A 26,512-nucleotide genomic window follows, 5' to 3' on the forward strand; every position below is an offset into this window, starting at 1 on the left:
TTCGGAGCCGAAATGAACGTCGACACCACCAAGACCGCCGACGCCGAGACAACCGAGGTGGTCGCGTCGAAAACCGATGCCGCACCGCGGTCTATTTCACTGCCGATCACCACGGTGGTATGGGCGGCGGCCACCACTGCCTTGACGATCCTCGCCGTCACGCTCGCCGGCTTCCTCTTCGCGGCACGCGGCGACCTCGCCGACCGTGACCGGGTGGCCGCCGACAACCGCCACGCCGAGCAGATCGCCACCGACTACGCCGTCGGCGCCGCCACCGTCAATTACGCCGAGTTCGCCTCCTGGGTCGGCCGGCTCAAGCAGAACACCGCACCCGCCCTTGCCAACAAGTTCGATGCGACCGCACCGAAGTTGCAAGAGCTGCTCACCCCGTTGAAGTGGGCATCGACCGGCAGCCCGATCACGGCCAAGATCCTGTCCGAGCGCGACGGCGTCTACCGGGTGACAGTCTTCGTCACCGTCAGCTCCACGAACGCACAGAACCCGGCCGGAGCGCAGACCACGGTCACCTACAACGTCACCGTCGACCGCGGCTCCGACTGGAAGATCACCGATGTCGGTGGCCTGGACGGCGCGCTCTCGGTCAAGTAGTACGACCCGCTCGTCGTCCCCACGGACGCTGTCTGGCACAGTGTCGAAAAGATCATCGTCGCAGGCGATTCGGCGGGTGGCAGCCTGGCTGTGCGGCTCGCATTCGCGGCGCGCCCATCCCCGGCGGCCTTGCCGAGACCTTTGACAGGCAAGTAAATACTTGCCTACGCTGACGAGCGTGAGCATTGTTGCCGAGCCCGGCGACGTCTTCAAGGCGCTGGCCGACCCGACCCGCCGAGCGATCCTCGACGAACTGGCCGACCGCGACGGCCGGACGCTGTTCGAGATCTGCAGCAGGCTCACCATGAAGCACCGACTCGCTTCATCCCGGCAGGCCGTCTCACAGCACCTCGACGTGCTGGAAGCCGCCGGCCTGATCAGCACCCGCCGGGACGGCCGATACAAGTTCCACCACCTGAATCGTGAGCCCCTGCGGCACCTCACAGACCACTGGCTTCAGGAGGAATGATGATCCGAATCAACGTGACCAGCGTCTTGGTCGACGATCAGGCCAAGGCCCTGCGCTTCTACACCGAGGTGCTCGGCTTCACGAAGAAGACCGACATCCCGCTCGGCGAGGCCCGCTGGCTGACCGTGGTGTCGCCACAGGATCCGGAGGGCGTCGAGCTGTTGCTCGAGCCCGACGGCCACCCCGCGGCGAGCCCATTCAAGAAGGCTCTCGTCGAGGACGGCATCCCGTTCACCTCATTTGCCGTCGACGACGTGCGCGCCGAATACGACCGGCTGCGCGCTCTCGGCGTCCGGTTCACACAGGAGCCGCTGGACCACGGGCCCGTAATCGTCGCGGTTCTCGATGACACCTGTGGCAATCTCATCCAGATCGCACAGCAGACGGACTGAGCGCCGCCCTCCCCGAATTCCCAGATACAGCCCGGCGAGGCTGAAGTCGAGCAGTGGCGGCAATCAGGGGTTCCACACGTGTCTCAGACGATCTAGTCTGGAATCGGCACTTCCTGAAGGGGAGATCGATGTCTGCCATGCAACAAGCGTCCCCGCGCGCGTTCAACGGGTTGGTGACCCAGGGCTGGAACAGGGCCGCGCGCTTGTACAACACACCGATCCTGCAACGGCTCGCCTACCGACCGCCGCAGGACGAGATCATTGCCCAGCTGGCACTCAACCGAGCCCGGCGAATTGTCGATGTCGGTTGCGGCACCGGCATTTTGGCCGCCCGGATCGCCGCGGATCTAGCGCCGGAGGCAGTCTATGGCTGTGATGCCTCGGCAGGAATGTTGAAGCAAGCCATAGCTCGCTCGGGCCGAGTCGAATGGCGCCACCACCGAGCCGAAGACCTCGGGTTCCCCGACGCCGCCGTCGATGCAGTGGTATCCACACACGCCTTCCACTTCTTCGATCACCGATCCGCCCTAGCCGAATTCCATCGAATTCTGGTACCCGGCGGCCTACTTGCGATCGTGCTGAACAACCCCACCGGCCGATTCGCCCGAGCATTGCAGTCCGCACCGATACAGCGCCTCGCCTACTTTCCACCGCCCAGCGAGATGCGCGCGCTGATCGAGGCGGCCGGGTTCACCGTCACCGAGCAGCGGCCGGTGCAACGGTATCCGATTCCGCCCGTGCTGGTTCCAGACGTATTGACGGTTGCCCGCCGCGACTGAACTATCTGGGCGCACCTGCTGGAATCAGCCGGTCCTACGCCAGCACTGAGCCACCCGACCGCTCCCACCGATGTCCGACGGCCGGACACCACCGCTCAACCACCCGACCACTCATGCCGGCATCCACCGACCGCGCGCACCGGTTGCCGAGCAGCCGCGCTCGGCGTCTGATCCGCGCCACGACATCGCGTTGCTCCGACATGAACCAGGCCGCAGTGCTTATCGTCGAGGTGATGCCTGGCAACGATTCTTTCCACACGACAGGCCGATCCGACGACGGGACGAGCCGGGTCTGGTACGCGGCCTACGGATCGAACATGCATCTGCCGCGGTTGCGGTGCTATCTCGCGGGTGGCACCCCCGAAGGTGGCGCCCTGGCCCTCCCCGGCTGCCGCAACCCTGCCGACCCGGCACGTTCCGCCTCGATCATGCTGAGCGGCCAACTGTATTTCGCCACCGAATCGCTGATCTGGGCCGGCGGCCGGGCCTTCTACGATCCGGATACTTCCGGCACGATCGCCGTCCGCGCCCACCTGATCACGACCTCCCAGTTCTCCGATATCGCAGCGCAAGAGATGTACCGCGAGCCGGGCACCGACCTCGACCTGACCGAGGCAGTCAACTCGGGCCGCAGCACACTCGGCCCCGGCCGCTACGAAACACTGATCTGCGCAGGCACTCACGACGGCTACCCTCTCCTGACCTTGACCGCCCCTTGGCGTTGCACCGACCTCCCTGGCAATCCACCATCAGCCGCGTACCTACGTCATCTAGCCACCGGTTTGGCTGATTCGCACGGATGGGCCACCGAACAAATCGCCGCCTACCTTGCGGCATGCCCAGGTGCGGACATCGGCTGGACAGCTGACTCCCTCACCGCCCTACTCAGCTCATAAGACGCACTGCTGCAGGCCCGTCATGCCGGGTCCGAGTGGAACATCGAGGATTTCGCCCGCCGGCTTGCGCATGCGGTACGTGCCCGGCGTGATGAAACCCTGGTCGGCCCCAGAGCGTCCGAAGTTGTTGCTGGCCCACGATTTTGATGACCACCGCGACAACTGGCGACCTGGCCCACGCCTGGCTCACGGCTTGCGCAACCGCACGGTGAATTGTGCCGATCACCACGCTTGATACTTCCGCGCCGCCGCGTAGCCGTAGCGTCGAGTCGCCGACCACCACTGAGACCACCTCGAGCTGCCCATCTCAGGGCGACTACTCGACCCCCATCTGACCCATCAGGTGACAATCGCCGGGATTGAGCCAACCGGCCACAGCTGTCCAATCGGCAGGAGTCATTCGAATATCAGCACGTTCATCCAATCGGACGCATGCCATGTGCAGACGTCGACGCCGATCCAATTTCGATCGCAGCGCTCTTCCGCAGCGCGAGCAATATATGTCAGTCATTCCGATGACCAATCTCTTCAGTACCTCTCACATCAGCAGATGCGGGGTAAGAGGATCGGACCCCGGCCGGATTGCCGCGGTTGGTAACCCCGATCCAACGATCTCCGGTTCGCGCCTGTCTCGAGGTCCACACCGTTGTGAACCGCCGTCGGCCCCGTTGCCAGGCAGTCGGGGTGCAAAGCACCCACGACCCCGAGATGGACGAAGCCGGGAGTAGGTCGCAGCTCCAACACGTCTTCGACATGACAATCCATCTCCGTTCGTGTCCTATGTCATCCGATACCTCCCGGAATCCCGCTCCACCCCAATGGCAGCTGGAGGTGTCGCGCTCGTATTTCGTTGACCATTTCCGCGTAGCCTTCACGGGCCTCGCTCAGGTGAAACCATGCCTGGTGACGAGTTTCCGCGTCCTCCGAATGCAGCACTGTCCACCAAGTCTCGGCGTAGGTTCTAGCGATGTGGCTGATCACCTCGCCTAGCGAATGTGTATGTTTGCGTGCACTTTTCGCGCGCGGTATGTTGCGTAGCGCCCACGCATCGATCTCGCGCACGACTCGATCGATCCCTGCACGAACTTGCTCATACGCGAGAGCTCTGCGCTGCGGCACCCGGCCGACCTGAAATGGTATTAGCTCCGCGTGCATATCACTGAGCTCGCGCGCCCACCCGACCATGAGTGATGCGCTGGTACAGCGGCCTGAGATCGCTTGAAGTAGATGTGCGGGTTCCAGTAACGGCAACGTCATGGCTGACGAGGATTGCCCGCCCGATTGTTGGATCGATGGTGTCGTCCTGTTCAGATACATCGCTCACGACCTCGGCGTTTCCTCGACGGCGTTGCATTCCGCGATCATGGACGACAGGCCCACAAGCGGAAAGACGTGATGTTTTCCTACCTGGGCGGTGACGTATGAGACATCGAGGGCGCTCGCGCACCATGCCCCGGTTCGCCACCCGCAGGCCGTGCGGGGATCGACGGATTGCAACATATCCTTCACCTGTTTCATCCATGATTGGATATCAACTCATGTTGCAATCAAGCCGCATTCGAACGCCCACGTCAAGAGCATCGTCAACCTTATTTTGTTGCACATATGCATCACTCACCGCTGAATCGACTTGGATGCAACATACAGAACACAGTCGAGTAGCCCACGACCCATCCGCCCAGATGGCCCACTGCGGCAATACCTTCCGAAGGGAACCGATCATTCCGGCCATACTGCTGTGCGCCTGGCCACCGTCGCGGCCGAACTCAACAGCCGACAACGCAAAACGCCCGACTGGGAAACCCCAGCCGAGCGCTTGCCTGAACTACTTGCCGCCTGATCGACCACTACGTATTGCGACAACCGCAGGAATCTGCCCTGCCATTGAGGTGCAGGGCTTCTCGCTGTCGACCGCGGAACTCCAGGCGGCGGCTCGTACAACCTCTGGAGTCCGAAACCGCTTGTCGTCAGGACAGTTTCAGCGAACGCCCGATGATTTCCTTCATGATCTCGGTCGTCCCGCCGTAGATCGTCTGGACGCGAGCGTCCATGTACGCCTTGGCAATCGGGTATTCCTTCATGTAGCCGTAGCCACCGTGCAGTTGGAGGCAGCGGTCGATCAGGTCGACCTGCTCCTCGGTGCTCCACCACTTCGCCATGGCAGCGTCCTCGACGGAGAGCTTGCCCGCGTTGAGGTCCTCGATGAAACGGTCGACGAGGACGCGGACCGCGGTGGTCTTGGTGGCCAGTTCGGCCAGCACGAAGCGGGTGTTCTGGAGGGCGCCGATGGGTTTGCCGAAAGCTTTGCGGTCGCGGACATACTGAATGGTCATGTCCAGGCAGGCTTCCATTGCGGCGGCTGCCATGACGGCGATGGAGAGGCGCTCCTGGGGCAGGTTTTGCATGAGGTGAATGAAGCCCATGCCTTCGGTGCCGAGGAGGTTTGCGCCGGGGACGCGGACGTCGGTGAAGCTCAGTTCGGCGGTGTCTTGGGCTTTGAGACCCAACTTATCGAGGTTGGCGCCGCGTTCGAAGCCGGGCATACCGCGTTCGACAACGAGAAGACTGAAGCCCATGGCGCCCTTGTCGGGGTCGGTTTGGGCTACGACGATGACGATGTCGGAGTTGATGCCGTTGGTGATGAAGGTCTTGGCGCCGTTGAGGATCCAGTCGTCGCCGTCACGGACCGCGCGGGTTTTGATGCCCTGGAGGTCGGAGCCGGTGCCGGGTTCGGTCATGGCGATGGCGGTGATGATTTCGCCGGAACAGAAGCCGGGGAGCCAGCGCTGTTTCTGCTCGTCGTTGGCGAGCTCCGAGAGGTAGGGAGCGATGACGTCGTTGTGGAGGGCGAAGCCGAGGCCGGAGTATTGGCCGCGGACGGATTCCTCGGCGACGATCGCGTTGTAGCGGAAGTCCTTGACGCCGCCGCCACCGTACTCCTCGGGCATGGCCATGCCGAGGAATCCCTGCTTACCTGCCTCGAGCCAGACGCCGCGATCGACGATGCCCTGCTCTTCCCACTTCGCATGATTCGGCGCGACGTGCTGATCGAGAAACTTGCGGAACGACTCCCGGAACAGTTCATGTTCGGGTTCGAACAATGTGCGCTCCACACCAACCTCCTAGTGACCACAGCGGCCGGTCCACACCGACCCGTTGTTGCTACATACGGTACCCGGAAAGAGAATGCCAGTTCACTTCGCATCCGAAATCTATTGCCTTACCTGGTCTGGTGGCGATGATTTCCGCAGCAGATCGAGATTCCCGGCAAACGCCGTGACCCGAGCGGCGAGGCTCGACCATGGCGAGAACCGACAAACCGTCGACTGGCGCGACCTCCTCGAGATCCGGCAACCACGACCCCGAGCTGGGCGGCCGCAGCCCTCGGCCGGCCTGCCCGCGGCGCGGTGAGCGACAACGCCCGGTCTCCAGATGAAAGGCTTCGGGCAGCTCGGGCCAGGAGACGGCGAGCATGGGTCGCCGGAGATCCTGGCAACCACCGCTCAAGCAGGCAGGCCCAGACCCTTGGCAAGGACCGGCCAGGAGGCGACCAGCGCCTGCTGCCAATAGCCCCAGGAGTGCGTGCCGGTCGACTGGAAGTCATAGGTGGCGGGGATGCCGAGCTGGTTGAGACGATTCTGCATGTTGTGGGAGCAGTAGTTGGCGGCGGCTTCGAGGCCGGCGCCGAGGGTCACCTGGTTCGCGAGGCCGCCGACGCCGGGTAGGGCGTAGGGACCGTTCAGGGTGTCCCACTGGCCGGGGATGCCGGAGCCGTTGGAGATGAACAGGTTTGTGCCGCGTAGTCGGTCGGCATGGACGTAGGGGTCGTTGGCCGCCCACATCGGATCACCTTGCGGCCCATACATGTTCACGGATTCGCCGCCCCCTGCCGCGACGACGGTGTTGACGAAGTTCCAGCCGATCGGGTCGCTGATCTGAGCGCAACCGCTGTAGGCCGCGGCCGACTGGTAGAGACCGGGCTTGGTGATGGGGAGTTGCAGCACCGGCGTGCCCGACATCGAAATGCCCGCGATCGCGTTGGTGCCGTTCGCGCCGAGCGCCGAGTCGATCAGCGGCGGCAATTCTTCGGTGAAGAAGGTCTGCCATCTGTTCACGCCGAGCACCGGGTCAGAGGTGCGCCAGTCGGCGTAGTAGCTCCATGCGCCGCCGACCGGTTGGATGACGTTCACATCCTTGTCGGCGAAGAACTGTGATGCGGACGATTTCAAGTCCCACGTGGCCTCATCCTCGCCGCCGCCCGCTCCCGAAAGCAGGTACAGCGTGGGACGCGCGACCGAGGCGTCGGCGGGGCGCTGCACCTTGACCTCGATGTTCTTGTCCATAGCGGCAGAGAACACCTGGAGGACGAGGTTGCGGGCGTTTGTGATGGTGAAGCTGTCGATGCGGGAACCGTCCGACGAGCGGGGCGAGGCGAGCAGTGAACCGGAGGCGATGATCGGATCCGACGGTGCGGACACCGCGGTAGCGAGGCCACCTGACGCTGCGGGCACCCCCAGGAACATCACTACCGCACCCGCCGCTACCGCCATTCGTCTTCGTGTCCAACGCATGGGACCACCGTAGCTGCCACTAACTGAGAATTTGCTGACAGTGCAGGCGAGACCCGGTCATCAACGATTCAGCAGGCCACGCAGCCGACCGATGAGGGTTCGACCGGAGTCGCGCTCCCGCTCGGCGAAGAGGAACTTCAGCTCCTCCTCCAGCTCTTTGCGCACGATATCGCGCAATTCCACTGCGGCAGCATGCTTGTCGACCGCATCGCGCCACGGCGCAGGATCGATCGGAGCACCCGCCGAGAAGTAGAAGCGCTCCGGGCGGGGCAGCACGGTCGGACCGATGCCACGGATAAGCGGCGGGGTCAGATCTTTGCTGAGACCCAGAGCCTCGACCGCCCAGCGCAGCGGGCGCAGCACGGGATGATCGCCGTCGAAGACGATGTCGTAGGCGTCATCGACGCCGATCATCGCCACCGGCACGATCGGCGCGCCCGCTTCGATCGCCATGTGCGCGAATCCGGACCGGCCCTGCCATTTCAGGACGTACTTCTCGTTCTTGCGGCGCACCGCCTCGCGACCACCACCCGGGAAGACGATGACGGCCTCACCGCGGGCCAGCAGCGCAAGGCAGTTGCGCCGATTGCCGCGAACGGCACCGAAGTGGTGCAGCAGTTCGCGCACACCGGGGACCGAAATGAGGACGTTCTCGGCGAGGCCGCGAATGAGCCTGCCGCGGCGGCGCAGAATTTCCGGCAGCAGCAGCGGTGCGTCGATGCCGCCCATCAGGTTGTGGTTGCCAACCAACAGCACCGGACCGTCGGCGGGGATGTTCTCGAGGCCGTAGTAGCGGGGGCTCGTCCAGGCGCGCAGGGGCGCGAGCAGGGTGTCGAGCACCCGAAGATCGGTGTCGGTCAGTGAAACCGAAAGCGGCGCACCGTCACTGAGCACGCTGGTGTGCGACGAGTCACCGGATGGCCGATCACGGGAAACGGCCGAGCCGGAGTTGTCGTGCGACATGGAACCCTCCTGATGTCGATTCGACGACGATATCGTAACGAAATCGACTGCGTCGCATCAGTTGTGTACCCGGAATGCACAAAGCCCGCCGACCGATGGTCGGCGGGCCGTGCACGCTCGCACAACAGCACGGTGAGCGTTACGTCACACTCCGGTTCCGCATTGCGACGATCAGTCCTGCAATGGGGCGCTCGTTTCCGGATGTCCAGTGGTCTCGGCGTATCCGTTGGTGTCGGGAGCGCCGTAAACCTCCGCGGCGGACCCGGCGTGGGCGTACTCCGACAACGCCGCGGCCAGTGCGTGCGGTACTCGTGCCCGCACCCGGGTGCCACCTTCTTCGTGGGTTGATGTAGTGATCCGGCCGTCCGCGTGAATGCGGGCGAGCAGATCGCCACGGGTATAGGGCAGCAGCACGCTGACCTCGACATCGAGTCCGCCGAGGACCTCGGCCAGCCGCTCGCGCAGTGCCGCGATGCCCGCGCCGGTGTGGGCCGACACATAGGCCGCGTCGGGCAGCACCCCGCGCAACCGGGTCAGCTCCACCGGATCGGCCGCGTCGATCTTGTTGACCACCAGCAGCTCCGGCGGCGCGGCCGAGCCGGACTCCTTGATCACGTCGGTGATCACCTCGCGGACCGCCTTGATCTGTTCGGCGGGCAGCGAGTCGGAGCCGTCGACGACGTGCAGCAGCAGGTCAGCACCGGTGACCTCTTCGAGGGTGGAGCGGAATGCCTCGACCAACTGGGTCGGCAGGTGGCGCACGAAACCGACGGTGTCGGTGAAGACGACCTCGCGGCCGTCGTCGAGGTCGGCGCGCCGGGTAGTCGGATCGAGGGTGGCGAACAGCGCGTCCTGGACCAGCAGGCCCGCACCGGTCAGCGCGTTCATGAGGCTGGATTTGCCCGCGTTGGTGTAGCCGACGATCGCGACCGACGGGATGCCACTGGAATTGCGGCGGGCCCGCTTGGTGTCGCGCGCGGTCTTCATCTCACGAATCTCGCGGCGCAGCTTGGCCATTCGCTCGCGAATGCGGCGACGATCGGTTTCGATCTTGGTCTCACCGGGACCACGCAGACCCACACCGCCGTTGCTGCCTGCCCGGCCACCGGCCTGCCTGGACATGGACTCACCCCAGCCGCGCAGGCGCGGCAGCATGTATTCCATCTGGGCCAGGGCGACCTGCGCCTTGCCCTCACTGGAGGTGGCGTGCTGGGCGAAGATGTCCAGGATGAGCGCGGTCCGGTCGATCACCTTCACCTTGACGACCTTCTCCAGCGCGGTCAGCTGCGCGGGAGTGAGCTCACCATCGCAGATCACCGTGTCCGCGCCGGTCTCCAGGACGACCGCGCGCAGTTCGTCGGCCTTGCCGGAACCGATGTAGGTGGCCGGGTCCGGCTTGTCCCTGCGCTGGATCAGACCTTCGAGTACCTCGGAACCCGCGGTCTCGGCGAGCGCGGCCAGTTCGGCCATGCTCGCCTCGGCCTGCACGGTGCTGCCCGAAGTCCAGACGCCGACCAGCACGACCCGCTCCAGGCGCAGCTGCCGGTACTCGACCTCGGTGATGTCGGTGAGCTCGGTGGACAGACCCGCGACACGACGTAGTGAGCTGCGGTCCTGCAGCTGCATCTCGCCGACTGTCGGGTCCGCGGACTTGGATTCTCTGGTCCAGCCCGAACGCGCCATGCGCGCCTTGTGCTCGGCTACTACGTCACCGGTGTCGGCGACTTCGTCCAAGTTCGCCTCATCGGCGGCCGTGGTGAAGTCGTCATCGTCGGCTGCCGGCGTGAATTCATACGTCTCTTGTTTCGTCATACAAGGTCCATGATCCCACGATCCACCGACATAGCGCATCCGAGTATTGCGACGCCGCGCCGGCCCGGAATTTCAGAGCGCCTGCCACCAGCCTGCGGCGATGCGGCCGGAGGCGACGAGCACCGACGGGCCGCGCAGCTGGGCGGAACCGCCACGGAGGGTGACGATGACCTCGCCACCGGGGATCCGGACCCGGACCTCGCCGCTGTCGGTGGCGATCGTAAATCCGGAGTCCGCCAGTGCCGCGGCGGCAGCGGCGACGGTTCCTGTTCCGCAGGAACGGGTTTCGCCGACACCACGCTCGTAGACACGCATGTCGACGGAGTTGTCGGCATCCAGCGCGGTGACGATCTCGACGTTGACGCCGTGCGGGAACAGGTCGGGGTCGTAGCCGGGTGAGGCGGTCAGATCGAGCTTGGCCAGCGCATCGACCGACAGGCCGGGGTCGACACAGGCCAGGTGCGGGTTGCCGACGTCGATCCCGATTCCGGAGAACGCCCAGCCCGTGACGGTGGCCGTCGAGAGACCCAGCTCGCGGACCACACCCATATCGACGGTGACATCGCCGTTGACCGGGTCGGCGGCGTGCACGGTGACCGGGCGTGCCCCGGCTCGGCTGCCGACCACGAACTGCGTACGCGATTCGAGGCCGCTGGTGGCCAGGTAGTGCGCGAAAACCCGGACGCCGTTGCCGCACATTTCCGCGATCGAGCCGTCGGCATTGCGGTAGTCCATGAACCAGTCGGTGGCGTCGATGCCGTCGGGGATCCGGTCGAGCACACCGCGCTCGCGCAGTGCGCCTGCGCGCGCCACGCGCAGCACCCCGTCGGCGCCGAGGCCACGCCGGCGGTCGCACAGCGCGGCGATCCGCTCCGGGGTCAGCTCCAGCCGAACCTCCGGGTCGGGCAGCACCACGAAATCGTTCTGGGTGCCGTGCCCTTTCGAAAATTCGATGTCTGCCACGTTCCCATTCTCTCTGTTCGGTGTGCTCCCGGCTGATCGCGGGTGAGTCATCTGACAAACGTCCTGCGCTGGCGGGAAATTTCGTACAGCGTGGCCGCCGCGGCCGACGGCGCCCCGAGCGAGCTGGCGGTGCCGCCCATCGGGATGTAGACCATGTCGTCGCAGGCATCCTGCCAGGCCGCACTCATGCCGCTGGTCTCGTTGCCGATCACCAGAATGGTCGCCTCGGTGAAGTCGTGGTCGAAGACCGCGCTCGCACCGTCTTCGTCGGTGCCGACGATGCGGGTGGGGATGCCGCGTTGCACCTGCCGGTCCCGGAATTCGAGCACTTGAGCGGCGCCGGCGGCCCGGTAGACCGGCATGGCGAACAGCGAGCCGGTGGAGGCACGGACGGCCTGCGGGTCGTATTGGTCGGCACCGTGGCCGGTGACGATCACACCGCTCGCGCCGAAGGCGTCCGCCGAGCGGATCAGGGTGCCGAGGTTGCCCGGCGAGTTGGGGCGGTCGAAGACCACGACCACCGGTGGTGCGGTGTCACCGGGCTCACCGGGTTCGAACGTGTCCAGCTCGGGCTGCCGCGATACCGCAACGGCCACCAATTCCGGTATGCCGGTTGCCTTTTCGCCGAGTTCGGCCATCAGCTCCGGCACCAGGCCGACCTGCGGCACGCCGCTGGTGTCGAGGAGTTCACGTGCCCAGCTCGACAGCTCGGGCGCGCCGAGCCGGTAGAGCATCGTCTCGAGTGGCCAGTCGTTGGCGATCGCCTGGGTGATCGGGCGCACGCCCTGGACGAGAAAACGGCTGTCACGGTGGCGTTTGGTGCGATTGTTCAGGTATGCCTGCCAGACCTGAACCGAGGCATTGCGGGTACTCACACGTCTTGTCACTGCGGAGTCCGTTCTGTGTTGTCGAGACGTTGCGCGGGCAGCAGAGACAACGCGGTGGCGACCAGCTCGGGGTCGGCGCCGTCCACCCAGTGCACCCGGGGATCCCGCCGAAACCACGAGCGCTGGCGCCGGACGTAACGCCGGGTGCCGATCAGGGTGCGTTCCTGCGCGTGGTTCAGGTCGTATTCGTTGTCCAGGTAGGACAGGACTTGTGCGTAGCCGATCGCCCGGCGCGCTGTGACGCCGTCGCGCAGGCCGACATCTATGAGACCGCGTACCTCCTCGACCAGTCCGGATTCGAACATCAGCGCGGTGCGCCGCTCGATGCGCGAATCCAGTTCGGCGGTATCCCGATCCACGCCGATGATCACGGTGCCCCAGCGCGGTTCGCCGATGGCGGGCGCCGAGGCCGCGAACGGGCGGCCGGTGAGTTCGACGACCTCGAGTGCGCGCACCATCCGCCTGCCGTCGGTGGGCAGGATGGTCGCCGCGGCGGCGGGATCGGCCGCCCGCAACGCCTCGTGCACCGCGACGAGGCCCTGTTCGGCGAGCAGGGTCTCCCAGCGCGCCCTGACCTCGGGATCGGTGGCGGGAAACCCCCAATCATCCAGCAGCGCTTGGACATACATCATCGAACCGCCGACGATGACCGGGGTGTGCCCGCGCGCGATGATCGCGGTGACGTCCGCGATCGCGGCGGCCTGGTAGGCGGCCACGGTGGCGGTCTCGGTCACGTCGAGTACGTCGAGCTGGTGGTGCGGGATGCCGCGACGCTCGCCGGGGGCAAGTTTGGCGGTGCCCACGTCCATGCCGCGGTAGAGCTGCATCGCATCGATGTTGACGATTTCGCCGCAGAGTCGCTCGGCGAGGTCGAGGCCGAGATCCGATTTGCCGGTAGCAGTGGGGCCGACGACGGCGATCGGGGTGATCGTCACGGCGCATCACCCTGCTCGCGCACCGGGCGCCACACACTCACCTGGTAGCCGACGCCGAAAGGCGCGTCCCGATACAGCGTCTCGACCTCCGGATCGCTCGGATCGGCGGCGAACAGCCCGGCCAGCACCTGGTAGGCGGCCCGCCCTGCCATCGCCAGCTCGGCGCACAATGCCGGATCCAAGGCGAGCAGTCCGGCCCGATCGCCCGCGGCCAACGCGCGATCGAGATCGTCCTGGACGGCGGTGGCGCGGGTATCCAGATAGCCGGGTGCGGCCGTGGACAGTGTTGCTGCACCGTCGGCGATCACCAGCACGCCCAGTGGTTCGGGTGCATCGTCGAGCACTGTTCGTAGCTCTGCTCCGATTTCGGCACAGCGGGCCGTCGAGGTATCTGCGGCGACGATACGGGCCGCGGCCTCCGCGGCCGGCGCGACCTGTCCCCGCAACCATCCGGCGATCAACGCCGGCAGCGGAAGCTGTGCGTCCGGCACATCGTCAGCAGACCTTGTCGAGAGGGCTGGATTCGATAGTGCGACCCGAGTGTCGACCCCGAATCCACGGAATGTGCCGAGAGTGTCGGGCGCGAGCTGCGCGTCGGCGGCGCCTGCCCCGATCACCAGCCAGTGCTGTGCGACCGCCAAAGCGCCTGCGGCCTCCAGCGCCGCCGCACGCAGCAGGGCGGGCACACCGACGGGATCCGCCCCGGTCACATGCGCGACACCGCCACAGAGCTCGGGCACGAGGATCGGCGGCGACGGGACCAGGGCCGCAATGGAGAACACGACGTAACCGTAGTCGTTCGCAATACCGGTGCCACGCACCGCGGGTACCGGTCCCCGGGCGACCCCGCGGCCGGTCGGGTTCGAGTGTCTCTGCCGCAAACTTGGCCGAGATTGATAGTGTTCGAGGTGCTACAACCCAGGTCATCACGGGTTGCATTCCCTTGGAATCATCCGCGTGAGGACGTCGATCGATAGTTTGCAAGGCTCGAACCGGGTTCAATGGGATGAGCTAGGGCGTAACCAGGCAGCCGTGACGCGCGGCAGGGACGAGGAGCAATGACGGACAGCAACGGAACCGCGAAGGCCACCCCCGGCACGACACCGCGCCCCTCGGACGTCCCGAAGCCCGGCGCCCCCAAACCGGGCGCCGCGCAGGCTCATCCCAAGCCGCACGCCATCAAGCCGGCTCCCGGCGAACATCCCCATCCTGTGGTCGTCCCGACCACCAGTGATCCCAGTGTCTGGGGCCGCGTCGACGAGGACGGCACCGCCTGGGTGAAGACCACCGACGGCGAACGCATCGTCGGCTCCTGGCAGGCCGGTGACGCCGCCGAAGGCCTTGCACATTTCGGTCGCCGATTCGACGACCTGGCCACCGAGGTGGCATTGCTGGAGGCGCGGCTGGCCGCGGGCGCGGATGCTCGCAAGACCAAGGCGGCGGCGATCACCATCGCCGAGTCGCTGCCCACCGCAGCGGTGATCGGCGATATCGATAGCCTGTCTCGCCGGCTCGCCGCGATCGCCGAGCACTCCGAAGAGGCGGCGGCACACGCCAAGGAGGAGAAGGAAAAGGCCAGGCACGAGCACACCGAACGCAAGGAAGTGCTGTGCGCCGAGGCCGAGAAGATCGCTACCGAGTCCACCCAGTGGAAGGCCGCGGGCGATCGGCTGCGCGAGATCCTCGACGAGTGGAAGTCCATTCGCGGCGTGGACCGCAAGGTCGACGACGCGTTGTGGAAGCGCTACTCCAAGGCCCGTGAGGCGTTCAACCGCCGCCGCGGCGCGCACTTCGCGGAGCTCGATCGGGAACGTTCGGCCGCGAAGACGCGCAAGGAAGAACTGTGCGTGCGCGCCGAGGAACTCTCGGGCTCTACCGACTGGGTCGGCACCGCGGGTGTGTTCCGTGACCTGCTCGCCGAATGGAAGGCCGCGGGCCGCGCGCCGCGCGAGGCCGACGAGGCGCTGTGGCGGCGATTCAAGAGCGCCCAGGATGTGTTTTTCGCCGCGCGCAATGCCGCCGTCAACGAACGTGACGCCGAGTTCGAACACAATGCCATCGCCAAGGAAGAGCTGCTGCACGCCTACGAGCACATCGATCCGGCCAACGGCCTCGATGCCGCACGGAACGCGCTGCGCGAGCTCCAGGACAAGTGGGATGCACTCGGCAAGGTGCCGCGGGAGCGGATCCAGGAATTGGAAGGCAAGCTGCGCGCCATCGAGAAGCGGGTCCGTGACGCGGTCGACGCACAGTGGCGCCGCACCGATCCGGAGGCAATGGCCAGGGCCGCCCAATTCCGTGAGCGGGTAGCGCAATTCGAGGAGCAGGCGGCGAAGGCGACCGCGGCGGGCAACAAGCGTGACGCCGAGAAGGCCATGGAACAGGCCAAGCAGTGGCGTGAATGGGCCGAGGCGGCAGAGGGCGCTGTCAGCAACCTCTGACACCGGGGAGACGGTCGGTCGAACCGATTTCAGGAACGGTCATCCGGCAGGTCGGGTGGGTTACTCGCCCATCAAGCGGCGGCGGTCGCGCTCTTCCGCCGCGGCCGCGGCGATGCGGCGCTGTTCTTCCGCGGCCAATTGCAGTGTGGTGCGGCTCCATACGACGCGCACCCAGTGGAAGGTCAGCACGATGGCGGCGAGTGCGCCGAGGATCAGGCCGATGCCGGGGCCTGCGCCGTAGTAGTTGGCGCCGCCGGGGCCGCCGACGCCGGGGGTCTGGCGGTGCCAGATGGCGAAAACACCGAAGGCACCTGCGATGGCGGATCCGGCGACCGCGATCCAGGCCAGTGCCCAGCGGCGGGTCATCAGGGCGAGCAATGAGAAACCGATGCCGAAGATGACGACGAACCAGACGAAGATCCGGGACGGCAGGCCGATGTGCTCGAAGCTCGCGGCGCTGGTGTCGAGCAAGACGTCGAAGCCGCGTGCGGTGCCCGCGTGCGGCAGCACCAGCGACACCAGCAGCACGAACACCGCGCCTGCGACCACCATGGCGCGGATGCCGGGATCGATCTCACCGGCGACACGGCGCTCGACGGCATCGAGGTCGTCGCGGAACTGCTCGAAGTCTTTGCTGCTCTCGACCGAATTCACTGAGCCCTCGTTTCGTTCGGCGTCATCATGGTCGGCACTGCCGGGGTCAACTGTGCCATCGGTGCGTCCGACACCGGAAGCCGACCCACTACGCGAGGTAGTATTTTCCGCCGAATCCGAGGCGCCAGGGTTCGATTCGCCTTCGGCCGGAAGCGGATTCGCACCGTCCGCGCTGCGGCCGGACGCGAGCTCCGCTCCCCCGGGTCCGCGCGTCGCGTCGCTGTCCTCATCCGGCGCGCTGCTCATGCCGCTACCTCGTCGATGCTAAGTTTCGGCACACCTCGTCCACCCTCCGAACACGATTTCCGCGCGCCTACCACCACGCCGAACCGTGGCGCACTCGCGATGGGCGCTGGAGCGACTGCCATGCTGTGCACGCTCATGCGCCACAGCCGGTCGAGCAGCCCGCGGCGGCCGGTTCCGAGGCCGGGGCGCCGATGCGAGGCAGGCCGAGACCGACTCCGATCGGTTCGGTCTTGGGCGTGATGCCGCGCTCGTGCGCGTCGCCCGCGCGGGTGCGGCGATGGGTGCGCACGGGTCCGTCGGCAATCAGGTAGTGGGGAGCCGCGCCGGTGATGTCGACGGTGACGATGTCGCCGGGCCGAACCGTGCCGGCGCTGCCCGATTCCGTGACGGGCGGGCGGAAGTGCACCAGCCTGCCGTCGCGGGCTCGGCCGCTCATGCGTGCGGTGGCCGCGTTCTTCTTGCCCGCGCCCTCGGCGACCAGCAGCTCCACTTCGGTACCGATCAGCTCGCGGTTCGCGTCCAGGCAGACTTCCTCCTGCAGCGCGATGAGCCGTTCGTAGCGCTCCTGGACCACCTCTTTGGGCAGTTGATCGGGCATATCGGCGGCGGGCGTACCGGGACGCTTGGAGTACTGGAAGGTGTAGGCGCTGGTGAAGCGGGCCTGGCGCACCACGTCCAGGGTCTCCTGGAAATCTTCCTCGGTTTCGCCTGGGAAGCCGACGATGATGTCGGTGGTGATCGCTGCGTGCGGCATTGCCGCACGGACCTTTTCGATGATGCCGAGGTAGCGCGCCTTGCGGTAGGAGCGGCGCATCGCCTTGAGCACCCGGTCCGAGCCGGATTGCAGCGGCATGTGCAGCTGTGGGCAAATATTGGGCGTCTCCGCCATCGCCTCGATCACGTCGTCGGTGAACTCGGCCGGGTGCGGGGAGGTGAAACGCACGCGCTCAAGTCCTTCGATCCGTCCGGCCGCGCGCAGCAGCTTGGCGAACGCGCCGCGATCACGTTGTTCCTCGGGATCGGCGAAGGAAGCTCCGTAGGCGTTCACGTTCTGCCCGAGCAGCGTCACCTCGAGCACGCCCTGGTCGACCAGTGCCTGCACCTCGGCCAGTACGTCACCTGGGCGACGGTCGACCTCTTTGCCGCGCAGCGACGGCACGATACAGAAGGTGCAGGTGTTGTTGCAGCCCACCGAGATCGACACCCAGCCCGCGTACGCGGACTCCCGTTTGGCGGGCAGTGTCGAGGGGAACGCCTCGAGCGATTCCAGGATTTCCACCTGTGCCTCGTGGTTGTGCCTGGCCCGCTCCAGTAGCACCGGCAGCGAGCCGATGTTGTGGGTGCCGAACACCACGTCGACCCAGGGCGCCTTGCGCACCACGGTGTCGCGATCCTTCTGCGCGAGGCAGCCGCCTACCGCGATCTGCATACCGGGCCGTTCGGCTTTGATCGGAGCGAGGTGGCCGAGGGTGCCGTAGAGCTTGTTGTCGGCGTTCTCGCGAACCGCACAGGTATTGAAAACCACCAGGTCGGCCGTCGCCCCCGGCGCGGCCTGCACATATCCCGCGTCCTCCAGCAGACCAGACAAACGTTCGGAATCGTGCACGTTCATCTGGCAGCCGAAGGTGCGCACCTCGTAGCTGCGAACTGCTCCCTCTACCTGGCCCATCGAATTCACCTATCCAGGGTAAGGCCGCCGGCATCTGCGCCGTTCAGCGCCTCGGTATGCGGTGGCCTCGCCTCCGCTCGGGCCAAGCGCAACTAACGGCGGACTCCGTCCAACTACACCCGATCAAGCGGTGGCCTCGCCTCCGCTCGAACCAAGCGCAACTAACGGCGGACTCCGCCCAACTACACCCGATCAAGCGGTGCGCGGCAGCCTCGCCTTCGCCCGCGCCGAGCGGGGGTTCTCGGTGTGCCCGTTCGGGCTACGCGTGATGGGTGTCGGTCTCGGCGGTGCCGTTGGCTGTGGTGCGGAAGCGCGCGCGGTATGCCGAGGGGGTGATGCCGAGGCGACGACCGAATGCGCGCCGCAGCGATTCGTCGCTGCCGAAGCCGGTGTGTAGGGCCGTATCTGTAACTGTTGCACCCTCGGCGAGCAGGGCTTGTGCCGCCTCGACGCGTACGGACTCGACGTATGCGGCGGGGGTTGTGCCGAGTTGGTCATGGAACAGGCGGGTCAGGTGGCGGATGCTCAGGCCCGCGCGAGCGGCAAGGGCTGGTGTGGAATGGTCGGCCGCGGCGTCGACGGCGATGGCGTCGACGACCGCGCGCAGCGGATAGTGGCGGACCGCCGGAGTGCGCAGCGCGGCAGAGAATTGCGACTGTCCACCGGGGCGCTGCATGAAGACCACCAGGTCACGAGCGACCTCGCGGGCCAGGGCGGCGCTGGTGTCCTCCTCCACCATCGCCAGGGCGAGGTCGATGCCCGCGGTCACGCCTGCGGAGGTGAGCACATGTCCGTCACGGACGTGGATGGCATCCGGCTCGACGCGGACGGCGCGATAGCGGTGCGCCAGCGTGGCGGCGTGTCGCCAATGGGTGGTCGCGCGGCGGCCGTCCAGCATGCCCGCTTCGGCCAGGGCGAACGCGCCGGTGCACACCGAGGCCACCCGGCGCACTCGTGGAGCGAGCGCGGCGAGATCGGTCAGCAGAGTCACGGGGATTCGGTTGCGCGGGAGATCCGCGGAACCGGGGACCACCACGGTGTCGATCGGGGCGTGCTCGACCCGGCCGTCGACAGCGAGTCGACCCGTCGCGGTGGTCACGTCCGCGCCATCGGCAGAGCACACCGACCATCGATACCGCGCCCCCAGGTCGCGGGCGGTCGCGAACACTTCCAGTGGTCCGGTGATGTCCAGTTGCCGCACGCCGTTGTAGGCCAGGAACACGATGTGACGAACCTTGCGCGACATGCCGCAAGCCTATTCGTGTGGCCATAGCCGAATTCGAGGGATATCTATCCATACGGACATGACTCGGTCTTCAGCCGCAACCGCAGATTATTTCGACAACGCCGACCAGGCCCCGAATACCCGCTTCCGCCACAGATGCCGATGGACACTGTGGACACGACCCAGCGGCGAGGGACATCTGGAACAACCCGTAACCGAGCACTAGGCCCGTTCCGAAGTCGTGCCAGGGGTCACCGTGGACCTGAACGATCTTCTGTATCCAAGCGCTCTCCTCGAAACCGGAGAATGCGCAGCGAATCAGCTACCCGGCCATATCGACAAATAAGGGCGTGTGGTGCTCATCCGACGCCTCGTCCGCGAAGGGCTGCTCACCGAATGTCGCCCGGCCGATCCCGCGCGAGACACGGTTACACCGATACTCGAGGACTCGGACCGCTGACCACGAGCAGTCCCACCATCGCAGGACAACGCGTTTCTCGATGCGGCTGACGTGGGCAGGTCCACCGCGATCCGGGTCAGGACGGCGGTAGAGCGAGCGATGACACCCCGAGCGGTTCGTGATGTCGAGCTGTCGCACGCCGTCGTATACCGCGAGCCTATCGCGGAAATATGGCCGAATCCGAGGGATACCTGTCCATACAGACATGGCTGCGACCTTCGGCCGCAACAAGACTCGATGACGAGAACACCGACACCAGGAGTCCCCATGAGCCACATCGCCGACATCGTCATCCCCGACAGCCGCCTGGCCGCCTCCGCAACCGAACTGGTTCGCGACGCCACCGACGATCTGCTGTTCGACCATTCCCGCCGCGTCTACCTGTTCGGTGCCTGGCAGGGCGCCCGTCGCGGCCTCGAGTTCGATCCGGAGCTGCTCTACATCGGAGCGATGTTCCACGACCTCGGCCTGACCGACGAATACCGCACCTCCGACCGCAGATTCGAGATCGACGGCGCCGAGCAGGCCGCAGCGTTCCTGCGCGCACACGGCATTCCGGAGGAGTCGGTGCGGCTGGTGTGGGATGCCATCGCGCTGCACACCACACCGGAGATCCCGCATTGGATGCGGCCGGAGATCGCGTTGGTCACCGCGGGCGTCGAACTCGATGTCCTCGGGATCGGCTATCGCGATCTGCCCGCCGACATTCGTGACGCCATAGTCGCCGCGCACCCGCGCCCGGACTTCAAGAAGAGAATTCTCGCCGCGTTCACGCACGGCATCGAGGATCGGCCGCAGACCACCTTCGGCAATGTCAAAGCCGACGTGCTCGCCCGATTCGTGCCCGGCTTCGAGCGAACCGATTTCGTCGAGGTGATCGAGGGCTCCAGCTGGCCCGAGTAGGGCCGACCGGAAGGTTACAGGCACGTGTCGATTCGGCGCGGCGGGGCGGTGTGTCGCAGAAACTCGGGCAAATTCGTATTTTCCGCTTAAGGTCTTGATGCATGACCGACGCCGCTGCCGCGCCCGACACGACCGGGGCCGCCACGACCGGGGATGAGAGCGCCACCACCAGTGCGCCGATGATCTCGATGCGCAATGTGGATAAACACTTCGGTGAGCTCCATGTGCTGCGGGATGTCAACCTCGAAGTTCCCAAGGGACAGGTCGTCATTGTTCTCGGCCCCTCGGGGTCCGGGAAATCGACGCTCTGCCGCACCATCAACCGGCTGGAGCCGATCGACTCCGGCGATATCGCCATCGACGGTGTGCCGCTGCCTGCCGAGGGCCGCGCGCTCGCCGCATTGCGCGCCGATGTCGGGATGGTGTTCCAATCCTTCAACCTGTTCGCGCACAAGACCATCGTCGAGAACGTGATGCTCGCGCCGCTCAAGGTGCGCAAGATCGCCAAGAGCGACGCCCGCGCCCGGGCGATGGAACTGCTCGAACGTGTGGGCATCGCCAACCAGGCCGACAAATACCCGGCGCAGCTGTCGGGTGGCCAACAGCAGCGCGTAGCCATCGCGCGCGCCCTGGCAATGAGCCCTAAGGTGATGCTGTTCGACGAGCCGACCTCCGCACTGGACCCGGAAATGGTCCAGGAGGTGCTCGATGTGATGGTGTCGCTGGCCAAAGAAGGGATGACCATGCTGGTGGTCACCCACGAAATGGGTTTTGCTCGTCGCGCCGGGAACAGGGTGCTGTTCATGGCCGACGGACAGGTGGTCGAGGATGCCGAGCCGGAGGCATTCTTCACCGCGCCGAAATCCGAGCGTGCGAAGGATTTCCTCGGGAAAATATTGAGCCACTGACCATCTGACAATCACGGCCATCGAAAACCATATGAGGGAAGGAACTCGATGAGGATCAACCGTGCGCTTCGAATCGGTGTCGGGGCGATCGCCCTGGCGCTGACCGCCGCGACCGCAGCCGCTTGTGGCGGAGGCGACAGCAAGACCGCCCTGGACAACGCCAAGGACGGCAAACTCACCGTCGGGATCAAGTTCGACCAGCCCGGCCTCGGCCTGCGCAACAAGGACGGCTCCTACAGCGGGTTCGATATCGAGGTCGCCAAATACGTCGCCGGCAAGCTCGGCGTGAAGCCGGAAAGCATCACCTTCAAGGAAGCCCCGTCCGGCCAGCGCGAGACGCTGATCGAGAACGGACAGGTCGACTACATCGTCGCCACCTACTCGATCAACGACAAGCGCAAAGAGAAGGTCGACTTCGCCGGGCCCTACTACGTTGCGGGCCAGTCCCTGCTGGTGAAGGCCGACAACAGCAACATCAACGGCCCCGATGATCTGAAGGGGAAGAAGGTCTGCTCGGTGAAGGGCTCGACCCCCGCCCAGAACATCGAGAAGAACTACCCCGACACCCAGCTGCAGACCAACGACACCTACTCGCTGTGCCTCGAGGGCCTCTCGGCAGGTTCGTATGACGCGGTGACCACCGACGACATCATTCTGGCCGGTTATGCCGCGCAAAGTGCGGGCTCGTACAAGGTCGTCGGCAAGCCGTTCACCACGGAGAACTACGGCATCGGCGTGAAGAAGGGCGACAAGGAACTCCGCGACAAGGTCAACGACGCAATCGAGGCGATGATTGCGGACGGCTCTTGGAAGAAGGCGTTCGACACGACGGTCGGTGTCTCGGGCTACCAGGCCCCGACTCCGCCGACGGTGAACCGGTACTGAGATTGCTGACTGGGTGGTCCGGAAGGGCCACCCAATCGCTCTCGACGTGCTGAGGGATGGTTTCACCGTCGCTACAAGCCCTGCACATCGCGCGGCCAGGATGATCCCCGGCCTCGCGCACCGACCCCGATCGGAGGGACGGATCCGCCGTGTTCGACCTGATCTCGAGGTATGACGTCCTCGGAGCCTTCTGGGTGACCATCAAGCTGACCGCGTCGTCCGCGGTCCTTGCCCTGATCCTCGGCACATTTGTCGCCGCAATGCGCGTATCCCCTGTGCCGGTCGCCCGTTTCCTCGGCAGCGCCTACGTCACCATCTTCCGCAACACCCCGCTCACGCTGATCATCGTGTTCTGCTCGCTGGGCCTCTATTCGACCATGGGCTGGAAGCTGGCACCGGAAGGCCCGAACTCGCTGGCGCAGAACAACTTTCGGTATGCCGTACTTGGACTCAGCATCTACACCGCGGCATTCGTCTGCGAATCGTTGCGCTCTGGCATCAACACCGTGCCGATGGGCCAGTCGGAGGCAGGCCGCTCACTGGGCTTCAGCTTCACACAGAATCTGCGAATCGTGGTGTTGCCGCAAGCATTCCGCTCGGTCATCGCGCCGCTCGGCAGCGTACTGATCGCATTGACCAAGAACTCCACGATCGCCTCGGCGATCGGCGTCGCCGAGGCCGCGACTCTGATGGCCAAGATGAACGAGAACGAGGCCGCGCTGATCACTATCGGCGCCATCTTCGCGCTCGGCTTCGTGATCCTGACCCTGCCGACCGGCCTGCTGTTCGGCTGGCTCGCCAAGCGATTCGAGGTGGCCCGATGAGTACCGGTGCTTCGGTTCTTTTCGACGCGCCGGGTCCCCGGGCGCGCATCCGCAACCAGATCTATTCCGTCATCGCCGTCATCGCCGTGTTGGCGATCGGCTGGGTGTTCTACCGCGGCTTCGCCGATAAGGGACAGTTCACCACGGAGAAGTGGAAGCCGTTCACAGAGGCCGACGTCTGGACGACCTACTTGCTGCCCGGCCTGCGGGGCACCCTCGTCGCGGCACTGCTCTCGATCGTGTTCGCGCTCGTGATCGGCATGATCTTCGGCATCCTCCGGCTGTCGGAGCACCGTCTGGTGCGGTGGGTGGCAGGGGCGATCGTCGAGGTGGCCCGGTCTATCCCCGTGCTGATCTTGATGATCTTCCTGTTCTACATCTTCTCCGACTACAAGTTGTTCAAGGTCGATCAGCTCGCCCTCGCGGCCGTCGTGATCGCGCTGACCATCTACAACGGCTCAGTTATCGCCGAGATCGTGCGCGCGGGCATCAAGTCGCTACCGAAGGGGCAGACCGAGGCCGCAGTGGCGCTGGGGCTGCGCAAGGGGCAGCTGATGCGGTTGATCCTGCTGCCGCAAGCGATCACCGCGATGCTTCCTGCATTGATCTCGCAAATGGTTGTCGCACTGAAGGATTCGGCGCTCGGCTACCAGATCACCTACCTCGAGATCGTGCGCCAGGGCTCGCAACTCGGTGCGTCCGAACGGAATACGGTGCCCGCACTGATCGTCGTCGCGATCGTCATGATTCTGCTGAACAGCACGCTGACATTCGTGGCGAACAAGCTGGAGCAGCGGTTGCGCTCGCGCAAACGGGCCAAGGGCGCAACGGTCCTCGCGGCCGACTCAGTCCTCACCGACGCCGCACCCGGCATGGATATCACGAAGAAGCCGTGAGCCTCGACGCGGCGGCATTAGACGAATACCTGGCCCGGACCGGACCCGAGGGCCGGGCCGGCGGGCGCTCGATGCGGTAATAAGCACCGAAGTCACCTACCTCCATACGGGCGGCATCCGAAATAGAAGGGTCCAGATGAGCGCCGCAACAACCGAAATCATCGCCCGCGCAGTCATCCGCGACGGCGATCGGCTGCTCGTGGCACGCGCACGCGGCAAGCAAGGGGCGTTCCTACCCGGTGGCCATGTCGAGCCCGGAGAGCCTGTCGAGTCAGCCCTGGTCCGTGAACTGTCGGAAGAACTCGGAACGGCGAGCAGGATCCTCGGCCTCGTCGGTGTCGTCGAGCACGGATATGTCGACGACGAATCGACCACGCGTCATGAGGTGAATCTGGTGTTTGCCGCTGAGGTGGACAGTTTCCCCGCCAGCCAGGAAGATCACCTCGAATTCTTCTGGTTGCCGATAAACCAGCTGTCGACGACTGATCTGCGACCGAGCGCGTTGAAGGGCGTCATCGCCAGCGGTGCACAGTCGTTCTGGCACGGTTGGAACGGCTGAGTATGGGCATGTCCCGATCCGAAGGGAGACGGACCGGGATATATGCAAACAGGTGCCGGGCCCGAGGGGCACCAGGCAAGCGGTGACCCACCGAATCCAGTGGCGAGATTGTGGCCCCGCACCGGCAAGTGTCGATCAGCGCTGTGACCGTCATTGTGCCGCCGTGAATCCCGTCGAGAGTCCGCGCGGCATCCACGGGCCGAGGACGACTTCGCCGAGGTCGCTGCGCAGAGCTGCTGAAGGGGGGCTACGGAGCAGCTGCCGGCGCTAGCCCGTGTTTTGAAAGTGGTCTGAGCTGAGGGCGCCGCCGTGCGGCGCCGCGGGATCAAGGCCACCATCCCGATCAAGGCCGACCAAGCCGCCCACCGCCAGAAGAAGGGTTCGGCCGGTGGACGGCCACCGGTGTTCGACGCCGAGGACTACAAGCAACGTCATGCTGGGAGTGCGGAATCGGTCAACTCAAGGAAAACCGTTATGTGGCAACATGATTCGACAAACTCGCCCTCCGCTACCTGGCCATCGTCAGCATCGCCGCCATCAAATGGCTACGACACGGGTGAGAGCGGGCACACGCCCGCCCTCACCCACATTCAAGAGATGAGCTAAGACGTCCACAGCTCAACGACAGAGTCGGCGGGTATGAACTGGTGTCCGTTTTCCGTACATGTGCCGCGGCCGAACAGGTAGGTGAGCTGTCGAGCAAGTGTGTGCTGTCGTGCGGCGGCGGCGAGTCGATGGAGTCTGTGGCCGAGACCGGTCAATTCGTCAGGATGAGTCGCAACCAAGGGCCGTCGGGTGACCGTCTCGGGCGGGTAGCCGCCCGTACAGGTGAAAAACCCGCGCTCGCCGAGGTGTAGGTCCATCGCTGCCCAGCATACGGGACAGATGATCTCGAATTCCTCGTCGAGCAGCCCTATCAGTTGTTCCGACCAGATCGTGGCATCCTCGAATGCCAACACGGCTTGCACACGGAAGACGAAGGAGGTCGGATCGTGATCGTCTTCGGGGCTGTTCTCGGCCAGTTCGATCTGTGCTTCCCGAAGCAAGGTGGCGATGTGCCCAGCGTATCGCTCGCGTATCTCCGCGGTATACGGATCGGCTTTCGCGAGGAGAGCACCCGCGAGCTGCACGGCTTCGAAGCGGTCACTCGGGGCGCCGTCGGCGGCGATAGCAGCGAGCTCGGGCAATGCCGTGCAGGCGACATCGCTTCGATACTGGTGGTAGAGCTCATCCCACAACTCTTTCCACACCATGGCATCCGAACCTCGAGAAGACAGCCTCGCCAGAAGAGCCGTCACATGCTCATCGAAAGCATTCGACACCGCGTCATCCAAGCATGTCGGATGTAATGAGGCCAGGCAGCCGTCAGCGAGCGAAGTGGGCAGAAGTTGCGGCGCTGTAGAACGACACCCTCAAATCGATTCACTTATGAAACAGGCGCTAGCTTGAGTTTTAACCTGTGCGGCGTGGTCGCGGCCCGGCGGCTTTGGATGCTTTCTGGTTGCTGGGCGTCTTGATGTGCACGTCGTAGCGTGGTGCCGGGTGCTGGTTGCGGTGTCCTGCGGG

The 26,512-nt window shown here is 65.4% G+C and carries 24 protein-coding genes and 1 pseudogene; 13 read left to right on the plus strand and 12 right to left on the minus strand.

All coding sequences use genetic code 11. From position 1 onward, the window contains the following. Window positions 1–12 precede the first annotated feature (12 nt). The 6 genes and pseudogenes from ACLMAL_RS36360 to ACLMAL_RS36385 form a co-directional block, all read left to right on the plus strand. On the plus strand, window positions 13–609 hold the full coding sequence (locus tag ACLMAL_RS36360; protein ID WP_412003206.1) for a hypothetical protein: 597 nt from the start codon (window positions 13–15) through the stop codon (window positions 607–609). 184 nt (window positions 610–793) lie between these two features. Beyond that, window positions 794–1,078 (plus strand): ArsR/SmtB family transcription factor, encoded by a 285-nt coding sequence (locus ACLMAL_RS36365; RefSeq protein WP_412003220.1) that lies wholly within the window; start codon window positions 794–796, stop codon window positions 1,076–1,078. 2 nt (window positions 1,079–1,080) lie between these two features. Then, the gene (locus ACLMAL_RS36370) at window positions 1,081–1,470 is read left to right on the plus strand and encodes a VOC family protein (protein ID WP_412003221.1); all 390 of its coding nucleotides are present in this window, start codon (window positions 1,081–1,083) and stop codon (window positions 1,468–1,470) included. A 137-nt stretch (window positions 1,471–1,607) separates the two neighbouring features. Further along, window positions 1,608–2,249 (plus strand): class I SAM-dependent methyltransferase, encoded by a 642-nt coding sequence (locus tag ACLMAL_RS36375; RefSeq protein WP_412003222.1) that lies wholly within the window; start codon window positions 1,608–1,610, stop codon window positions 2,247–2,249. A gap of 233 nt (window positions 2,250–2,482) precedes the next feature. Continuing rightward, window positions 2,483–3,145, plus strand: coding sequence for a histone deacetylase (locus tag ACLMAL_RS36380; protein ID WP_412003207.1), 663 nt, complete (start codon window positions 2,483–2,485; stop codon window positions 3,143–3,145). A gap of 1,681 nt (window positions 3,146–4,826) precedes the next feature. Then, window positions 4,827–4,985, plus strand: a pseudogene (locus ACLMAL_RS36385) (IS30 family transposase); the annotation flags it as partial. A gap of 127 nt (window positions 4,986–5,112) precedes the next feature. Here ACLMAL_RS36385 and ACLMAL_RS36390 read toward each other — a convergent pair. From ACLMAL_RS36390 to ACLMAL_RS36425, 8 genes are all read right to left on the minus strand, one after another. Continuing rightward, a complete protein-coding gene (locus ACLMAL_RS36390; RefSeq protein WP_412003208.1) occupies window positions 5,113–6,258 on the minus strand; it encodes an acyl-CoA dehydrogenase family protein in 1,146 nt (381 codons plus the stop codon). A 390-nt stretch (window positions 6,259–6,648) separates the two neighbouring features. Further along, window positions 6,649–7,716 carry an alpha/beta hydrolase gene (locus ACLMAL_RS36395; protein WP_412003209.1) on the minus strand — a complete coding sequence of 356 codons (1,068 nt, stop codon included), beginning with the start codon at window positions 7,714–7,716 and terminating at the stop codon, window positions 6,649–6,651. Between the two features lie 60 nt (window positions 7,717–7,776). Next, window positions 7,777–8,679 (minus strand): lysophospholipid acyltransferase family protein, encoded by a 903-nt coding sequence (locus tag ACLMAL_RS36400; protein ID WP_412003210.1) that lies wholly within the window; start codon window positions 8,677–8,679, stop codon window positions 7,777–7,779. A 171-nt stretch (window positions 8,680–8,850) separates the two neighbouring features. Then, window positions 8,851–10,362, minus strand: coding sequence for a GTPase HflX (gene hflX, locus ACLMAL_RS36405; protein WP_412003223.1), 1,512 nt, complete (start codon window positions 10,360–10,362; stop codon window positions 8,851–8,853). A 201-nt stretch (window positions 10,363–10,563) separates the two neighbouring features. Next, on the minus strand, window positions 10,564–11,445 hold the full coding sequence (gene dapF, locus ACLMAL_RS36410) for a diaminopimelate epimerase (protein WP_328413220.1): 882 nt from the start codon (window positions 11,443–11,445) through the stop codon (window positions 10,564–10,566). Window positions 11,446–11,501: 56 nt separating this feature from the next. Then, window positions 11,502–12,341, minus strand: a complete 840-nt coding sequence (locus ACLMAL_RS36415; RefSeq protein ID WP_406231322.1) for a TrmH family RNA methyltransferase — start codon at window positions 12,339–12,341, stop codon at window positions 11,502–11,504. Then, a complete protein-coding gene (miaA, locus tag ACLMAL_RS36420) occupies window positions 12,338–13,276 on the minus strand; it encodes a tRNA (adenosine(37)-N6)-dimethylallyltransferase MiaA (protein WP_412003211.1) in 939 nt (312 codons plus the stop codon). The genes ACLMAL_RS36415 and miaA overlap by 4 nt, the downstream gene beginning before the upstream one ends. Beyond that, window positions 13,273–14,058 (minus strand): hypothetical protein, encoded by a 786-nt coding sequence (locus tag ACLMAL_RS36425; protein WP_412003212.1) that lies wholly within the window; start codon window positions 14,056–14,058, stop codon window positions 13,273–13,275. The genes miaA and ACLMAL_RS36425 overlap by 4 nt, the downstream gene beginning before the upstream one ends. Before the next feature lie 276 nt (window positions 14,059–14,334). Here ACLMAL_RS36425 and ACLMAL_RS36430 point away from each other — a divergent pair, with 276 nt between their 5' ends. Beyond that, a complete protein-coding gene (locus ACLMAL_RS36430; protein ID WP_412003213.1) occupies window positions 14,335–15,717 on the plus strand; it encodes a DUF349 domain-containing protein in 1,383 nt (460 codons plus the stop codon). Between the two features lie 60 nt (window positions 15,718–15,777). Here the strand turns inward: ACLMAL_RS36430 and ACLMAL_RS36435 are convergent, their stop codons facing one another. From ACLMAL_RS36435 to ACLMAL_RS36445, 3 genes are all read right to left on the minus strand, one after another. Then, on the minus strand, window positions 15,778–16,371 hold the full coding sequence (locus ACLMAL_RS36435; protein WP_412003224.1) for a hypothetical protein: 594 nt from the start codon (window positions 16,369–16,371) through the stop codon (window positions 15,778–15,780). Window positions 16,372–16,750: 379 nt separating this feature from the next. Continuing rightward, on the minus strand, window positions 16,751–18,286 hold the full coding sequence (gene miaB / locus ACLMAL_RS36440; RefSeq protein ID WP_412003214.1) for a tRNA (N6-isopentenyl adenosine(37)-C2)-methylthiotransferase MiaB: 1,536 nt from the start codon (window positions 18,284–18,286) through the stop codon (window positions 16,751–16,753). 259 nt (window positions 18,287–18,545) lie between these two features. Continuing rightward, window positions 18,546–19,532 (minus strand): GlxA family transcriptional regulator, encoded by a 987-nt coding sequence (locus ACLMAL_RS36445; RefSeq protein ID WP_412003215.1) that lies wholly within the window; start codon window positions 19,530–19,532, stop codon window positions 18,546–18,548. A gap of 706 nt (window positions 19,533–20,238) precedes the next feature. On the opposite strand from ACLMAL_RS36445, the gene ACLMAL_RS36450 reads away from it, so the two are divergent. From ACLMAL_RS36450 to ACLMAL_RS36475, 6 genes are all read left to right on the plus strand, one after another. Next, entirely contained in the window at window positions 20,239–20,874 is a 636-nt protein-coding gene (locus ACLMAL_RS36450; protein WP_412003216.1) for an HD domain-containing protein, read from the plus strand. A gap of 179 nt (window positions 20,875–21,053) precedes the next feature. Continuing rightward, window positions 21,054–21,782, plus strand: coding sequence for an amino acid ABC transporter ATP-binding protein (locus tag ACLMAL_RS36455; protein ID WP_412003225.1), 729 nt, complete (start codon window positions 21,054–21,056; stop codon window positions 21,780–21,782). 48 nt (window positions 21,783–21,830) lie between these two features. Beyond that, on the plus strand, window positions 21,831–22,667 hold the full coding sequence (locus tag ACLMAL_RS36460) for a glutamate ABC transporter substrate-binding protein (RefSeq protein WP_328403667.1): 837 nt from the start codon (window positions 21,831–21,833) through the stop codon (window positions 22,665–22,667). Between the two features lie 149 nt (window positions 22,668–22,816). Next, complete coding sequence (locus ACLMAL_RS36465; protein WP_328403669.1) at window positions 22,817–23,491, plus strand: amino acid ABC transporter permease; 675 nt, start codon at window positions 22,817–22,819, stop codon at window positions 23,489–23,491. Next, window positions 23,488–24,387, plus strand: a complete 900-nt coding sequence (locus ACLMAL_RS36470) for an amino acid ABC transporter permease (protein ID WP_412003217.1) — start codon at window positions 23,488–23,490, stop codon at window positions 24,385–24,387. The genes ACLMAL_RS36465 and ACLMAL_RS36470 overlap by 4 nt, the downstream gene beginning before the upstream one ends. 136 nt (window positions 24,388–24,523) lie before the next feature. Then, on the plus strand, window positions 24,524–24,946 hold the full coding sequence (locus tag ACLMAL_RS36475) for an NUDIX domain-containing protein (RefSeq protein ID WP_412003218.1): 423 nt from the start codon (window positions 24,524–24,526) through the stop codon (window positions 24,944–24,946). Window positions 24,947–25,548: 602 nt separating this feature from the next. Here the strand turns inward: ACLMAL_RS36475 and ACLMAL_RS36480 are convergent. Continuing rightward, complete coding sequence (locus ACLMAL_RS36480; protein WP_412003219.1) at window positions 25,549–26,199, minus strand: hypothetical protein; 651 nt, start codon at window positions 26,197–26,199, stop codon at window positions 25,549–25,551. Window positions 26,200–26,512: the final 313 nt, after the last annotated feature.

This window comes from Nocardia sp. CWNU-33, assembly GCF_046764895.1.
GTDB lineage: Bacteria > Actinomycetota > Actinomycetes > Mycobacteriales > Mycobacteriaceae > Nocardia.